Source organism: Blastococcus sp. SYSU DS1024, from assembly GCF_054050795.1.
Map to the genome: position 1 here is coordinate 317,058 of NZ_JBJHAA010000002.1, position 15,514 is coordinate 332,571.

Annotated in this window: 10 protein-coding genes; 8 read left to right on the plus strand and 2 right to left on the minus strand. The window is 72.6% G+C overall.

All coding sequences use genetic code 11. The features are described 5' to 3' along the window. Positions 1-112: 112 nt before the first annotated feature. The 5 genes from uvrB to ACI79S_RS03190 all read left to right on the plus strand — a co-directional run bounded on the left by uvrB (position 113) and on the right by ACI79S_RS03190 (position 9,189). On the plus strand, positions 113-2,227 hold the full coding sequence (gene uvrB / locus ACI79S_RS03170) for an excinuclease ABC subunit UvrB (RefSeq protein WP_456591991.1): 2,115 nt from the start codon (positions 113-115) through the stop codon (positions 2,225-2,227). Positions 2,228-2,478: 251 nt separating this feature from the next. Continuing rightward, on the plus strand, positions 2,479-3,660 hold the full coding sequence (locus ACI79S_RS03175) for a TerC family protein (protein WP_456591992.1): 1,182 nt from the start codon (positions 2,479-2,481) through the stop codon (positions 3,658-3,660). 223 nt (positions 3,661-3,883) lie between these two features. Further along, positions 3,884-5,029 (plus strand): TerC family protein, encoded by a 1,146-nt coding sequence (locus tag ACI79S_RS03180; protein ID WP_456591993.1) that lies wholly within the window; start codon positions 3,884-3,886, stop codon positions 5,027-5,029. A gap of 260 nt (positions 5,030-5,289) precedes the next feature. Further along, positions 5,290-7,245: a S9 family peptidase gene (locus ACI79S_RS03185; protein ID WP_456591994.1), complete on the plus strand. Its 1,956-nt coding sequence runs from the start codon at positions 5,290-5,292 to the stop codon at positions 7,243-7,245. A gap of 270 nt (positions 7,246-7,515) precedes the next feature. Further along, positions 7,516-9,189 carry a M28 family metallopeptidase gene (locus tag ACI79S_RS03190; protein ID WP_456591995.1) on the plus strand — a complete coding sequence of 558 codons (1,674 nt, stop codon included), beginning with the start codon at positions 7,516-7,518 and terminating at the stop codon, positions 9,187-9,189. A 102-nt stretch (positions 9,190-9,291) separates the two neighbouring features. On the opposite strand, the gene ACI79S_RS03195 is transcribed toward ACI79S_RS03190, so the two are convergent. Further along, positions 9,292-9,879, minus strand: a complete 588-nt coding sequence (locus ACI79S_RS03195) for a sugar O-acetyltransferase (RefSeq protein WP_456591996.1) — start codon at positions 9,877-9,879, stop codon at positions 9,292-9,294. A gap of 87 nt (positions 9,880-9,966) precedes the next feature. On the opposite strand from ACI79S_RS03195, the gene ACI79S_RS03200 reads away from it, so the two are divergent. Continuing rightward, positions 9,967-10,248 carry a hypothetical protein gene (locus tag ACI79S_RS03200; protein ID WP_456591997.1) on the plus strand — a complete coding sequence of 94 codons (282 nt, stop codon included), beginning with the start codon at positions 9,967-9,969 and terminating at the stop codon, positions 10,246-10,248. A 12-nt stretch (positions 10,249-10,260) separates the two neighbouring features. On the opposite strand, the gene ACI79S_RS03205 is transcribed toward ACI79S_RS03200, so the two are convergent. Beyond that, complete coding sequence (locus ACI79S_RS03205; RefSeq protein ID WP_456591998.1) at positions 10,261-10,929, minus strand: MBL fold metallo-hydrolase; 669 nt, start codon at positions 10,927-10,929, stop codon at positions 10,261-10,263. A 47-nt stretch (positions 10,930-10,976) separates the two neighbouring features. Between ACI79S_RS03205 and ACI79S_RS03210 the strand changes: the two genes are divergently transcribed. Beyond that, positions 10,977-12,407, plus strand: coding sequence for an amidase (locus ACI79S_RS03210; RefSeq protein ID WP_456591999.1), 1,431 nt, complete (start codon positions 10,977-10,979; stop codon positions 12,405-12,407). A gap of 161 nt (positions 12,408-12,568) precedes the next feature. Then, positions 12,569-15,466: an excinuclease ABC subunit UvrA gene (uvrA, locus tag ACI79S_RS03215; protein ID WP_456592000.1), complete on the plus strand. Its 2,898-nt coding sequence runs from the start codon at positions 12,569-12,571 to the stop codon at positions 15,464-15,466. Positions 15,467-15,514 lie beyond the last annotated feature (48 nt).

Genomic DNA, 15,514 nt, shown 5'->3' on the forward strand with positions numbered 1-15,514 from the left:
TGCGAGCCGGTGCAGACAAGTACCCGCCCCGCCGCCGCCGTCCCCTCCGCCCCAGCCACCGCCCGGTGCGCGCGCGACGCCTTCTGTCACACCGCCGACGTACCGTCGACGCGTGCGCACGACCACCGATCTCCGGCCCACGCAGGGGCGCTTCCGCGTCGTCAGCGAGTTCGAGCCCGCGGGCGACCAGCCGGCGGCGATCAAGGCGCTCGCCGAGCGGGTGAACGCCGGGGAGAAGGACGTGGTCCTGCTCGGCGCCACCGGGACCGGCAAGTCCGCGACCACGGCGTGGCTGATCGAGCAGGTGCAGCGCCCGACGCTGGTGATGGCGCCGAACAAGACCCTCGCCGCGCAGCTGGCCAACGAGTTCCGCGAGCTGCTGCCCGACGCGGCGGTCGAGTACTTCGTGTCCTACTACGACTACTACCAGCCCGAGGCCTACGTCCCGCAGACGGACACCTACATCGAGAAGGACTCCTCGGTCAACGAGGAGGTCGAGCGGCTGCGGCACTCGGCCACCAACAGCCTGCTCACCCGGCGCGACGTCGTGGTGGTCTCCACGGTCTCGTGCATCTACGGCCTGGGCACGCCCGAGGAGTACGTCGACCGCGCGCTGAAGATCTCGGTGGGGGAGGAGCGCGACCGCGACGAGCTGCTGCGCACCCTGGTCACCGAGCAGTACACCCGCAACGACCTCGCCTTCACCCGCGGCACGTTCCGGGTGCGGGGCGACACGATCGAGGTCTTCCCGGTCTACGAGGAGCTCGCCGTCCGGATCGAGATGTTCGGCGACGAGGTGGAGCGGCTGTACTACCTGCACCCGCTCACCGGCGAGGTCGTGCGCGAGGTGGAGGAGCTGTTCGTCTTCCCGGCGAGCCACTACGTGGCCGGCCCCGACCGCATGGAGCGGGCGATCGCCTCCATCGAGGCGGAGCTGGAGGTGCGCCTCGCGGAGCTCGAGAAGCAGGGCAAGCTGCTGGAGGCGCAGCGGCTGCGCATGCGCACCACCTACGACATCGAGATGATGCGCCAGGTCGGGTTCTGCTCCGGCATCGAGAACTACTCGCGGCACATCGACGGCCGGGCGGCCGGCAGCGCCGGCGCCTGCCTGATCGACTACTTCCCCGACGACTTCCTCCTCGTCATCGACGAGTCGCACGTGACGGTGCCGCAGATCGGTGGCATGTACGAGGGCGACATGAGCCGCAAGCGCACGCTGGTCGAGCACGGGTTCCGGCTGCCGTCGGCCATGGACAACCGCCCGCTGAAGTGGGAGGAGTTCACCGACCGGATCGGCCAGACGGTGTACCTCTCGGCCACGCCCGGGGACTACGAGCTCGGCCGCGTCCAGGGCGACGTCGTCGAGCAGGTCATCCGGCCGACCGGGCTGATCGACCCGGAGGTCGTGGTCAAGCCGACGAAGGGGCAGATCGACGACCTGGTGCACGAGATCCGCCTGCGCACCGAGAAGGACGAGCGGATCCTGGTCACCACGCTCACCAAGAAGATGGCCGAGGACCTCACCGACTACCTGCTCGAGCTGGGCATCAAGGTGCGGTACCTGCACTCCGAGGTCGACACCCTGCGCCGCGTCGAACTGCTCCGGGAACTGCGGCAGGGCGAGTACGACGTGCTCGTCGGCATCAACCTGCTGCGCGAGGGGCTGGACCTGCCCGAGGTGTCGCTCGTGGCGATCCTCGACGCCGACAAGGAGGGGTTCCTCCGGTCGGGCAAGTCGCTGATCCAGACGATCGGCCGCGCGGCGCGCAACGTCTCCGGGCAGGTGCACATGTACGCCGACAAGATCACCCCCTCCATGGCGCAGGCGATCGACGAGACCAGCCGCCGGCGCGAGAAGCAGATCGCCTACAACACCGAGCGCGGTATCGACCCCCAGCCGCTGCGGAAGAAGATCGTCGACATCCTCGACGGCATCTACCGCGAGGCCGAGGACTCCGAGTCGGTCGAGCTCGTCGGCGGATCGGGGCGGCAGCAGTCCCGCGGCAAGGCCCCGGTGCCGGGGCTGTCGTCGAAGGGCAAGGTCAAGGCCGGCTCGATCGACGTGCAGGGCCTGCCGCGCGCCGAGCTGGCGGACCTGATCACGCAGATGAACGAGCAGATGCTCGCCGCCGCCCGCGAGCTGCAGTTCGAGGTCGCCGCCCGTCTCCGGGACGAGCTGAACGAGCTGAAGAAGGAGCTGCGCCAGTTCGACGCCGCGCACGCCTGAGACACCTCGCCCGACGGGAACTCCCGGGGAGCCGCGCGCGTTGTCGGTCTCGGAGCAGGGTGCGGTGGTGGCGATGGTGGCTGCCCCGAGCGCTGCCCCGCTGAAGGAGGGGAGTATCCCCCCGCGGCAGGGTCGTCAGTACGAGGACGGGGACGCATTCCCGACCTCCGGCCTTGCTGGTCGCCGGCACGTCCGGCGGCGGGAGAGACCTCCGGCACTGACGTACATCCGCCAGTCTCCGGAGGTTTTACTTGGACGTCCCCTTCTGGGTGTGGGCACTCACGGTCACCGCGATCGTGGCGATGCTCGCCTTCGACTTCTTCGGCCACGTGCGCACGCCGCATGCGCCCACCCTGCGTGAATCGGCCACGTGGTCGGCGATCTACGTCGCGCTCGCGGTCATCTTCGGCATCCTGATCTGGATCTTCTACGGCGGGACGTACGGCGGTGAGTACTTCGCCGGCTACGTCACCGAGAAGAGCCTCTCGGTCGACAACCTGTTCGTCTTCGTGCTGATCATGGCGAGCTTCGCGGTGCCCCGGGAGCTCCAGCAGAAAGTTCTGCTGTTCGGCATCGCCTTCGCACTGGTGCTGCGCACGATCTTCATCGCCGTCGGCGCGGCCGCGATCGAGAACTTCAGCTGGGTCTTCTACCTGTTCGGCGCGATCCTGGTCTACACCGCCTGGGTGCAGGCCCGCAGCGGCGGGCACGACGACGCCGAGGAGTTCGAGGAGAACGCCGTCCTGCGGTTCGCGCGCAAGCGGCTGCGGACGACGGAGGAGTACCACTCCGACCGGATGGTGGTGAAGCAGGCCGGCAAGCGCTTCCTGACCCCGCTGGCCATCGCGCTGATCGCCATCGGCACGGCCGACATCATCTTCGCGGTCGACTCGATCCCCGCGATCTTCGGGCTCACCCAGGAGGCCTACCTGGTCTTCTCGGCCAACGCGTTCGCGCTGCTCGGCCTGCGGCAGCTCTTCTTCCTGATCGACGGCCTGCTCGACCGGCTGGTCTACCTCAGCTACGGCCTGTCGGTCATCCTCGGCTTCATCGGCATCAAGCTGCTCATCCACGCGCTGCACAAGAACGAGCTGCCCTTCATCAACGGGGGCGAGCCGTGGACGGTGATCCCGGAGGTGCCGATCTCGCTCTCCCTGGCGGTCATCGGGGTGACCCTCGCGGTGACGACCGTCGCCAGCCTGGCGCGCAGCCGGCGGGACCAGGCCGAGCACGAGGCGCTGCGGGCCGCGGCCACCCCCCGGCCTCCGCACGGCCTGGCCGCCGCGGAGCGGCCCGAGGGCGGCGACCCGCACGTGGGGCTGCACGCGCCCGAGGGCGACCCCCTCGGTCGCGGCGTCGGCGAGGCCGGGCACGACATGACCGGGGCAGGGGGTCGGGCGGCGCGCCCGGGTGACGGGACGCACGAGCGGTAGTTCACGCGGCGCCGGGGTACGGTGTGCGCCAGTACCCCGGCGCCGGCACCCGACGACGCGTGCATGGCGACGGGGTTGCACGGTGGAGGGGAGTATCCCCGCGCGGCAGCGTCGTCATCACGAGGTCCCATGGCCTCCGGTGCTGCCGGTCGCCGGCCCTCGGCCGGCGGCGGGAGAGACCTCCGGTGCCGGACGTCGGCAGTGATACCGGAGGTCTTCTGCAATGGACGTGCCCTTCTGGGTGTGGGCCCTCACGGTCGGCGCCATCGTCGGCATGCTGGTCTTCGACTTCTACGGCCACGTGCGCACCCCGCACGCGCCGACCCTGCGGGAATCGGCCACCTGGTCGGCCATCTACGTTGGGATCGCGGTCGTCTTCGGCCTGCTGATCCTGTGGGCCTACGGCGGCACGTACGGCGGTGAGTACTTCGCCGGCTACATCACCGAGAAGAGCCTCTCGGTGGACAACCTGTTCGTCTTCGTGCTGATCATGGCGAGCTTCGCGGTACCGCGGGAGCTGCAGCAGAAGGTGCTGCTGTTCGGGATCGCGTTCGCGCTGGTCCTGCGGACCATCTTCATCCTCGTCGGCGCCGCGGCGATCAACAACTTCAGCTGGGTCTTCTACCTCTTCGGCGGATTCCTCATCTACACCGCGTGGGCGCAGGCGCGCAGCGGCGGGCACAACGAGGACGAGGAGTTCAAGGAGAACGTCCTCCTCCGCCTCACCCGCAAGGCCGTGCCGACGACCAAGGAGTACCACGGCGACCGGATGGTCACGAAGCTCGAGGGCAAGCGCTACATCACGCCCCTGGCGATCGCACTGGTGGCCATCGGTAGCGCCGACATCCTCTTCGCGGTCGACTCCATCCCGGCGATCTTCGGGCTGACCCAGGAGACCTACCTGGTGTTCAGTGCCAACGCCTTCGCGTTGCTCGGGCTCCGGCAGCTCTTCTTCCTGATCGACGGGCTGCTGGACCGCCTGGTCTACCTGGCCTACGGCCTTGCGGTGATCCTCGGCTTCATCGGCATCAAGCTGCTCATCCACGCCCTGCACGAGAACGAGCTGCCCTTCATCAACGGCGGCGAGCACGTCACGGTGGTGCCCGAGATCCCGACGTGGCTGTCCCTGACGGTCATCCTGGTCACCCTGCTGGTGACCACCGTGGCCAGCCTGGCCAAGAACAAGCGCGACCAGGCGGCGGGCTACACCAGCCCGACGGGCGCCGGGGACCCGGGCGCCGACCGGACCGGGCGCAACGTGCCCGCCCCGGGCAGCCGCGACGGTCTGGACACCCCCGGGCGCGGCGAGGGGCCGCCGGACCCGAGGAACGCGCCGGTGACCTCGCGGGACGACGGCTCGACCGACTGAGCCCAGGCCGGTGCCGCCCGGGTGGGGTGACCCCCCGGGCGGCACCGGTCGCCCAGCCGGCTCCGCACGCGGGGCCGGCTGGTCTCGGCCGACGAGCCGGAGGAGGCCGGGGCCGTCCCCCGGGTGGCCCCGCGGCCGCCGCAACGGTCGAGGCGCGGACCGCCGGTACGAGCGACCCCGGTGGGGACGACGCCGCACGCTGACGGCGACGGCCCGGCCGCCGGGCGGCCGGGCCGGGCCCCTCGGCTAGCGTCCCCGGCATGCGGCCGTCGGACCTCGCTCTCCTGCGCACACCGGGGACGCCGACGGTCTCGCCCGACGGGCGGATGGTGGTCGTGGCGGTCGGCTGGCCCGATCCGGAGGTCGACGAGTACCGCAGCCAGCTGTGGGCGGTGCCCACCGACGGCTCCGCGCCGGCGCGCCCGCTCACCACCGGCCGGTGCGACACCGACCCGCAGTTCTCCCCGGACGGTCGGTGGCTGGCCTACCTGGGCGCGGAACCCGGTGGCCGTCCGCAGCTGCAGGTGCTGCCCGCCGCCGGTGGCGCGCCGCGCCGGCTGACCGACCATCCGCTGGGTGCCGGCGCGCCGGTCTGGTCCCCGGACTCCCGCCGCCTCGCGTACGTCGCGCGGGTGCCCGAGCACGGCCGGTACGGCACGGTCCCCGGCGTGGGCCCGGCCGACGAGCCGCCCCGCCTCATCACCACGCTGACCTACCGCCGGGACGGGCTGGGCTTCTTCCGCGACCGTCCCGCCCAGGTCTTCGTCGCCTCCCTGCCGGCCGACTTCGCCGACGACACCGCCGCGCTACCGCAGCCGGTGCAGGTGACGGTGGGCGAGGCGGACTGCGCGGACGTGACGTGGCGTCCGGACGGCGCCGAGCTGGCATTCGTGTCGGCGCGCCACGACCGGGCGGACCGGGATCTGGTCCGGGACGTGTACGCCATCCGCCCCGACGGCTCCGGCCTCCGACGCGTCACGGAGTGCTGCGGCGACTGCTCCTCCCCGGCGTACACGCCGGACGGCGCCACGATCGTGCTCACCGCCATCCCCGACCTGGGGCCGGACGGCGTGGACGCGGTCGCCCGGCAGGCGGTGCCCTGCCGGGTTCCCGTCGACGGCGGCCCGCTGGCGGTGCTCCTCGACCGCGAGCAGCACGGCCGGGGCGACACCACCGCCGCGACCGTGCTGGCCGACGGAGCGGTGCTGGTCGGCGTCCAGCGACGGGGCGCGGTCGAGCTGCTGCGCGTTCCGCTGGATGGCGGGCCGCCCGAGACGCTCGTCGACGGCCCGTTCACCGTCCGGCGCATCGCGACCGGGGGCGCGGTCGTCGTCGCCACGGTGGCCCACGACCGGTCGGCCGGGGAGCTGCTGGCCCTCAGCGGCGGGGGGCGCCGGCTGCTCACCGGCTTCGGCCGCGAACTCGGCGCCACCGGGCGGCTGCACCGGATGCGCGAGCGCACCGCCGAGGCGCCCGACGGGTACGCGGTGCACGGCTGGGTGACCGCGCCACCGGGGCCGCGCCCGCACCCGGTCCTGCTCGTGGTGCACGGCGGGCCGTTCCGCCAGTGCGGCTGGGAGCTGTCGGAGGAGGTCCAGGTCCTCGTCTCCGCCGGGTACGCGGTCGTGCAGTGCAACCCGCGCGGCTCCTCCGGCTACGGCGCGGCTCACGGGCGGGCTGTCCGGGGCGCATGGGGCGGCCCGGACGCCGACGACGTGCTGGCCTTCCTCGACGCGGTGCTCGCCGAGCCGGCGCTGGACGCCGGTCGGGTGGGGATCATGGGCGGCGGCTACGGCGGCTCGCTGACCGCGTTGCTGATCGGCCGGACGCACCGGTTCGCGGCAGCCGTGGTGGAGGGCGCGCTCACCGACCCGGTCGCCTTCGCCGGCACCTCCGACGAGGGCTGGTACCTGGTCGACACGCACCTGGGCACCGACCCCGAGCGGTTGGCGGCGCAGAGCCCGCTGGCCCAGGCCGGGAAGATCCGCACCCCGACGCTGGTCGTCCACTCGGAGGAGGACCGGCGGACGCCGCTGGAACAGGGGCAGCGCCTGTACGCGGAGCTGGTCCGGCACGGGGTGCCGGCGGAGCTGCTCCTGTTCCCCGGGGAGGGGCACGAGCTGGCGCGCCGTGGCCGCCCCCGCCACCGGGTGGACCGCCTGGCGCACCTGCTGCGCTGGTGGGGCCGGTGGCTCCCGGTGGACGGGGCAGGTTGAGGTCCGCGCCGCCGACACCGCTCGCCGAGCGTCACGGCCTGTCACGGAGCGTCGTCCCCGGTCTCAGCGTGTCGTGACCTGCCTCACACCGAATGCGCAGGTCGGCCCGGAGAAGAGCGCTCGACGGGCGGGCGCCGCGCGGGCTCCCGCGGGTTCCGGATCGCGAACTACCCCTATGCAAGCGCCCTCTCCTCCGGTGGAGTTCCGGTGCCGGCAACGGCGCCGGCTCAGGCGGCAGCGCCGCCGACCACCGATCGAAAGGGATCGAGCGTGAACGAACGACGGACCGCGTCCGCACGACGGACGGCGGCTCGAGCCATCGCACTGGGCACCAGCGGGCTGCTCCTGGCGCTGGCCCTCCCCGCCACCACGGCCACCGCCGCGCCGCGGGATTCGAACACCCTGCCACGGGATCCGTGCGACCGCCGGCACAACATCACCTACGAGAAGCTGCTGGAGTGCGTCGACCTCGAGGACATCCTCGAGCACCAGCGCGCGTTCCAGGAGATCGCGGACAACAGCGACGACCCGGTCTACCCGGGCAGCCGCGCGGCGGGCACGGACGGCTACGCCGACAGCGTGGAGTACGTCGCGGGCCTGCTGCGGCAGGCCAGGTTCGACGTCACGCTCGACCCGGTCGAGGTCACGTTCAACTTCCCCGCCGAGCTGCGCCAGCTCACCCCCGTCGCGGCCGAGTACGAGACCGGCGTCTTCACCGGCAGCGGCTCGGGCACCGTGGAGGGCGCCGTCGTCCCCGTCGATCTCGCACTGACCGACCCGGCCGCCTCCAGCAGCGGCTGCGAGGCCGAGGACTTCGCCGGGCTGGACCTCAGCGGCCCGGCCGACATCGCCCTCGTCCAGCGTGGTACCTGCAACTTCGGCGACAAGGTGGTCAACGCCGAGCAGGCCGGCGCCGAGGCGGTGATCATCTTCAACCAGGGGAACGGCCCCGACCGCATGGAGCTGATCGTCGCCAACGCGGCGACCCTCGGTGACGGCACGACGGTGGAGCACGGCATCCCGGTCGTCGGTGCCAGCTTCGCGCAGGGCGAGGCCCTGGCGGTCGACGGTGCCACCGCCTTCGTGAAGGTGCTCCCCGCGGAGACGCGCACCGACTACAACGTCATCGCCGAGCTGCGCGGCAGGGACCGGGACAACGTCGTCATGGCGGGTGCCCACCTGGACAGCGTCGAGGTCGGGCCCGGTATCAACGACAACGGCTCGGGGTCGGCGGCGCTGCTCGAGACGGCGCTGTCGATGGCTCGGATGAAGCCGCACAACACCCTGCGTTTCGCCTGGTGGGCCGCGGAGGAGCAGGGGCTGGTCGGCTCGACGAGCTACGTCGAGAAGCTGCCGCAGTCGGAGCTCGACCGCATCGCGCTGTACATGAACTACGACATGGTGGCGTCGCCGAACTACGTGCAGATGGTCTACGACTCGGACGAGTCCACCTGGGACGCCTCGGCCCCGATCCCGGCGGGCTCCACCGCGATCGAGGACCTCTACGAGTCGTACTACACCAAGATCGGGGTTCCCTACGACGACGCTGAGTACTCCGGCCGCAGCGACTACCAGGCGTTCATCAACGCCGGTATCCCGTCCGGGGGCCTGTTCACGGGCGCCGAGGTGCGCAAGACCGAGGAGCAGGCGGCGATCTGGGGCGGTACCGCGGGGGAGCAGTTCGACCCGTGCTACCACCTGGCCTGCGACCAGATCGACAACATGGCCCTCGACGCGCTGGACGTGAACAGCGACCTCATCGCCTTCGCCATGCTCACCTTCGCGTTCTCCACGGAGTCGGTGAACGGCGTTCCGGGCCGACCGGTGCCCGGTCCGGCCTTCGAGCTGCCGGCCCCGGCCGGCGAGCAGGGCACGTTCAAGGAGGAAGCCGGCGGCGGCGGCCTCGCGCACGACCACGTGCACGGTCACGAGGTCGTGGACTGACGGCTGACGGGGCGCGGCCGCACCGGCCGTGCCCCGTCGGCCTTCCGACCGGTCGAGCCGTCGCCGGCGTTCCCCACGGGGGCGCCGGCGACGGCTCGACGGCTACCGGGCCTCGTCCAGGCGGCGCACGACGCGGGCCGGGTTGCCGACCGCGACGACGTCGGCCGGCAGGTCCCGGGTGACGACCGCGCCCGCCCCCACCACCGTGTTCGCGCCGATCGTGACGCCCGCCAGGACGATGACGCCGCCGCCGAGCCAGACGTTGTCGCCGATGGTGATCGGCTGCGCGGCCTCCCACTTCTGCCGTCGCGGCTCCGCCTCCACCGGGTGCGTGGGCGTGAGCAGCTGGACGTTCGGCCCGATCTGCACGTCGTCACCGATGGTGATGGGGGCGACGTCGAGGGCGACCAGCCCGAAGTTGGCGAAGCAGCGGGCGCCGATGGTCAGGTGGCGGCCGTAGTCGACGCGCAGCGGCGGCCGCAGCTCGGTGCCCTCGCCGACCGATCGCAGCAGCTGCTCGAGCAGCTTCCGGCGCAACCCCGCCTGGCGGACCGACGTCGCGTTGTACGCGTCGGCGAGGTCGAGGGCTCGCGAGCTGAGCTCCGCGAGCTCCGGGTCGTCGGCGAGGTACGGCTCGCCGGCCAGCATGCGGTGCCGCATGGAGCGGCCGTCGTCCTGCGGCGTCGTCATCGACCCAACCTACGGTCCGGGCGTTCCCCGGACGCCCCGGGCGCGACGGGATGCCGGACGGGGCCCCGGGGGCCTACCGTGCGCAGGATGGCGCTCATCTACCCGGTCCGGATCGACTCCCCGGAGCCCGACGAGGACGCGGCTCCCGACTTCGCCGAGCTCGCTGCCGACCTGTCGGACCAGTGGCTCGTCGAGGTCGACCTGGGCGAGGACGGCGACGACGCCTGCTTCGGCCCGCTCACCCCTCGCGCGGCGTGGGACCTGGCGCTCGGCGTCGAGGAGCGGCGCCCGGAGTGGTCGGTCTCCGTGCTCCCGTTGCACGTGCCGGGCACGCCCGACGAGCTGGTGGCGCTCTTCAGCGACGAGTAGCCGGGCCCGGGGTCACCAGCCGCGCTCCCGCCACTCGCCGAGGTGCGGGCGCTCGGCGCCGATGGTCGTGTCGCTCCCGTGCCCGGGGTAGACCCACGCCTCGTCGGGCAGGACGGCGAACAGCCGCTGCTCGACGTCGTCGATCAGGCTGGTGAAGCGGGCGGCGTCCTGCTGCGTGTTGCCCACCCCGCCGGGGAAGAGGCTGTCGCCGGTGAAGACGTGGACGCCGGCGTCGCCGGGGCCGCGCCAGACCAGCGCGATGCTGCCCGGGGTGTGCCCGCGCAGGTGCACCACCTCGAGGGTCTGCTCGCCGACGGCCACGGTGTCGCCGTGCTCGACGGGCCGCTGCACCGGCACCGGCAGGTCGGCGGCGTCGGCCGGGTGGGCGACCGTGACCGCGCCGGTGTCCCGGACCACGTCGGGCAGGGCCCGGTGGTGGTCCCAGTGGCCGTGCGTGGTGACGACGGTGCGCAGGTCGGCGTCCCCGATCAGCGTCCGCAGCGTCTCCGGCTCCGCCGCGGCGTCGACCAGCAGCGCCTCGCCGGTGGCCGGGCAGCGCAGCAGGTACGCGTTGTTGGCCATCTCGCTGACCGCGACCTTGCTGATGGTCAGCCCGGGCAGCTCGCGCACGTCGGCGGGGCCACCCACCGTGACGTCTCCGGTGTAGGTGGAGGTGCTCATCCGGACTCCGTTCGGAAAGTGTCGGCGGGCGCCGTTACGGTCCAGGCATGGACGCTAGCGGAGGTGTCGGCACCGCTCAGGACGACGGGGCGCAGGAGCCCGGTGCGCGGATCGTCGGGCTCACGGCCACGGAGATCGCGGCGCGGGTCCGCGCGGGCGAGCTGACGGCGGTGGAGGTGGTCCGCGCGCACCTCGACCACATCGAGGCGGTCGACGCGCGGATCGGCGCCTTCCGCGTCGTCCGGCGCGAGGCGGCGCTGGCCGAGGCCGCCGCGGTGGACGCGAGCCTCACCCGCTTCGCCCTCCCGCTGGCCGGTGTGCCGGTGGCGGTGAAGGACAACGTGCCGGTGGCCGGTGAGGTGTGCACCGACGGCTCGCCGGCCCGGGAGAGCGGCCCGGAGCGCCGCGACCACGAGGTCGTCACCCGGCTGCGCAAGGCCGGTGCGGTGGTCGTCGGCATCACCCGGGCGCCCGAGCTGTGCCTGTACGCCGCCACCGACGGCCCGGGCACGGTGACGCGCAACCCCTGGGACACCGCCCTCTCGCCGGCGGGCAGCTCCGGCGGCAGCGCGGCGGCGGTGGCCTCCGGCGCGGTCCCGCTCGCCCACGGCAACGACGGCATGGGCTCGCTCCGGCTGCCCGCTGCGGCCTGCGGGCTGGTGACGCTCAAGCCCGGTGCCGGGGTGGTGCCGGGTGGCATCGGTGCCGACGACTGGTCGGGCATGGCCGTCAACGGCGCCCTGGCCACCACGGTCGCCGACCTCGCGGTCGCACACGCGGTGCTGGCGGGGGAGAAGCCCGCGGCCCCGGCCGCGCCCGGCCGCCCGCTGCGGATCGCCGTCAGCACCCGTTCGCCGCTCCCCGGCGTCGGTGCCGACGAGGCCACCCGCGCGGCGGTCGAGGCCGTGGTGAACCAGCTGCGCGCGGCCGGGCACACGGTGGTCCGCCGGAACCCGCCGGTCACCCCGGCCGCCGCGGCCGGCGCGCTCGCGCGGTGGATGGCCGGGGCGGAGGACGACGCGGAGTTCCTCGGCATCGACCGCGCGCGGCTGCAGCCCCGCAGCCGCACGCACGCCCGCGTCGGCCGGCTGGTGCGCCGGCTCGGGCTGGTGCGGCCCCGGACGCAGGAGCGCTTCCGGCAGCGGATGGTGCGGTTCTTCGACGACGTCGACCTGCTGCTCACGCCGGTCACCACCGGTCCGCCGCTGCCCGCCCGGCCCTGGCACGAGCGGTCCTTCCTGGCCAACCTCACCGCCAACGCGCGCTGGGCCCCGTGGACGGCGGCCTGGAACCTCGCGGGTATCCCGGCCGCGGTCCTGCCGGCCGGCGCCCGGCCGGACGGGCCCCCCGTGCCGGTCCAGTTCGTCGGGCCGCCGGGTGCCGAGGAGCGGCTACTCTGGATCGTCGGCGAGCTGGAGTCCCGCCGGCCCTGGCGCCGGTACGCGCCCGTCTTCGACCCCACCGCGACGACGGCCTGAGGCCCGGGCCGGCAGTGGCCGCCCGGTGACCGGGCGCAGCTCACAGCGCCGGGTGGACGACCGCGGGCAGCGCCGGTGTTGCACCGGCTGGGCCGCGACCGGACCACGACCGCCGCCGTCCAGGCCACCACCGCACCACACCAGCGACCGACAGGGATCACATGGACCGGCTCGTCGTCCGCGGCGCCCGCGAGCACAACCTCAAGGACGTCCACATCGACCTCCCCCGCGACGCGCTCATCGTCTTCACGGGGCTGTCGGGGTCGGGCAAGTCCAGCCTCGCCTTCGACACGATCTTCGCCGAGGGGCAGCGGCGGTACGTCGAGTCGCTGTCGGCCTACGCCCGCCAGTTCCTCGGCCAGATGGACAAGCCCGACGTGGACTTCATCGAGGGGCTCTCCCCGGCGGTGTCGATCGACCAGAAGTCGACCAACCGCAACCCCCGGTCGACCGTCGGGACGATCACCGAGGTCTACGACTACCTGCGGCTGCTCTACGCGCGGGCCGGCCAGCCGCACTGCCCGAACTGCGGCAAGCCGATCTCGCGGCAGACGCCGCAGCAGATCGTCGACCAGGTGCTGGCGATGGAGGAGGGCACCCGCTTCCAGGTGCTCGCCCCCGTCGTGCGGGCCCGCAAGGGCGAGTACGTGGACCTGTTCAGCTCGCTGCAGACCCAGGGGTTCTCCCGCGTCCGCGTCGACGGCACGGTGCACCCGCTCACCGAACCACCGACGCTGAAGAAGCAGGAGAAGCACAGCATCGAGGTGATCGTCGACCGGCTCACGGTGAAGGAGAGCGCCAAGCGCCGGCTCACCGACTCGGTGGAGACCGCACTCGGGCTGGCCGGCGGGCTGGTCGTCCTGGACTTCGTCGACCTGCCGGAGGGCGACCCCGCGCGCGAGCGCACCTTCTCCGAGCACCTGGCCTGCGTCGACGACGGGCTGTCGTTCGAGGCGCTCGAGCCGCGCTCGTTCTCCTTCAACTCGCCCTTCGGCGCCTGCGGCGAGTGCACCGGGATCGGCACGCGCAAGGAGGTCGACCCCGAGCTCGTCGTGCCCGATCCCGGCAAGAGCCTCAACCAGGGCGCGATCGCCCCGTGGTCCAGCTCGATGAGCAACGAGTACTTCACCCGCCTGCTGACCGGTCTCTCGCAGCAGATCGGCTTCTCGATGGACGATCCGTGGGAGCGGCTGCCGGCCAAGGTGCAGAAGGCGGTCCTGCACGGCTCGCCCGACCAGGTGCACGTGCGCTACAAGAACCGGTACGGCCGCGAGCGCAGCTACTACGCCGCCTTCGAGGGTGTCCTGCCGTTCCTGGAGCGCCGGCACGACGACACCGACAGCGAGTACATGCGGGACAAGTACGAGGGCTACATGCGCGACGTGCCCTGTCCCGTCTGCCACGGCACCCGGCTGAAGCCCGAGATCCTCGCGGTCAAGCTCAACGGGCGGTCCATCGCGGAGGTCACCAACCTCTCCATCGGCGAGGCGTCGCAGTGGCTGGGTGCCCTGGAGCTGGGGGAGCGGGAGAAGGCGATCGCCGACCGCGTGCTGCGCGAGATCCAGGCCCGGCTCTCCTTCCTCGTCGACGTCGGGCTGGACTACCTCTCCCTCGACCGCCCGGCGGCCACCCTGGCCGGCGGTGAGGCGCAGCGGATCCGGCTGGCCACCCAGATCGGCTCCGGGCTCGTCGGCGTCCTCTACGTGCTGGACGAGCCCTCGATCGGGCTGCACCAGCGCGACAACACCAAGCTCATCGAGACCCTCGTGCGGCTGCGCGACATGGGCAACACGCTGATCGTGGTCGAGCACGACGAGGACACCATCAAGATGGCCGACTGGGTCGTGGACATCGGCCCCGGCGCCGGTGAGCACGGCGGTGAGGTCGTGGTCAGCGGCACGGTCGAGGACCTGCTCGCCAGCGAGCGGTCGCTGACCGGGCAGTACCTGTCCGGCCGCAAGCAGATCGTCGTGCCGGAGCAGCGTCGCGAGCTCACGCCCGGCCGCGAGCTGGTGGTGAAGGGCGCCCGCGAGAACAACCTGCGCGGCGTCGACGTCACCTTCCCGCTCGGCTGCATGGTGGCCGTCACCGGGGTGTCGGGCTCGGGCAAGTCCAGCCTGGTCAACGACATCCTCTACAGCGTCCTGGCCAACGAGCTCAACCGGGCGCGGCTGGTGCCCGGCCGGCACCGCACCGTCACCGGGCTGGAGCACCTGGACAAGGTCGTGCACGTCGACCAGTCGCCGATCGGCCGCACCCCGCGGTCGAACCCGGCCACCTACACCGGCGTGTGGGACCACGTCCGCAAGCTGTTCGCCCAGACCTCCGAGGCGAAGGTCCGCGGGTACCTCCCGGGCCGGTTCTCCTTCAACGTCAAGGGCGGCCGCTGCGAGGCCTGCTCGGGCGACGGCACGCTGAAGATCGAGATGAACTTCCTGCCCGACGTGTACGTGCCCTGCGAGGTGTGCAAGGGCGCCCGGTTCAACCGGGAGACCCTCGAGGTGCACTACAAGGGGAAGACCGTCTCCGAGGTCCTCGACATGCCGATCGAGGAGGCGGCGGACTTCTTCGCGGCCATCCCGGCGATCGCCCGGTACCTGCGCACGCTCACCGACGTCGGCCTGGGCTACGTCCGCCTCGGCCAGCCTGCGACCACCCTCTCCGGCGGCGAGGCGCAGCGCGTCAAGCTCGCCAGCGAGCTGCAGAAGCGGTCCAACGGCCGCAGCATCTACGTCCTCGACGAGCCGACGACCGGCCTGCACTTCGAGGACATCCGCAAGCTGCTGCTGGTCCTGCAGAGCCTGGTCGACAAGGGCAACTCGGTGATCGTCATCGAGCACAACCTCGACGTCATCAAGAGCGCCGACTGGCTCATCGACATGGGGCCCGAGGGCGGATTCCGCGGCGGCACCGTCGTCGCGGAGGGCACCCCGGAGTTCGTCGCGTCGGTGCCCGAGAGCCACACCGGCCGCTACCTGGTGCCGCTGCTGGACGCCGACGCGATCGCCGCGGCGGCGGCCGGCCCGGTGAAGAAGCGGGCGCGCAAGAAGGCCAGCTGACCGGTGGACGTCGCCGGCCCGCGCTCGCACGCCGCGCGCGGGCCGTCG

Coding starts and splice junctions, on each gene's coding strand:
- ACI79S_RS03195 (WP_456591996.1), bottom strand. CDS start 9,879: ATGACGACGCCGCAGGACGACGGCCGCTCCATGCGGCACCGCATGCTG.
- ACI79S_RS03200 (WP_456591997.1), top strand. CDS start 9,967: ATGGCGCTCATCTACCCGGTCCGGATCGACTCCCCGGAGCCCGACGAG.
- ACI79S_RS03205 (WP_456591998.1), bottom strand. CDS start 10,929: ATGAGCACCTCCACCTACACCGGAGACGTCACGGTGGGTGGCCCCGCC.
- ACI79S_RS03180 (WP_456591993.1), top strand. CDS start 3,884: ATGGACGTGCCCTTCTGGGTGTGGGCCCTCACGGTCGGCGCCATCGTC.
- ACI79S_RS03210 (WP_456591999.1), top strand. CDS start 10,977: ATGGACGCTAGCGGAGGTGTCGGCACCGCTCAGGACGACGGGGCGCAG.
- uvrA (WP_456592000.1), top strand. CDS start 12,569: ATGGACCGGCTCGTCGTCCGCGGCGCCCGCGAGCACAACCTCAAGGAC.
- ACI79S_RS03185 (WP_456591994.1), top strand. CDS start 5,290: ATGCGGCCGTCGGACCTCGCTCTCCTGCGCACACCGGGGACGCCGACG.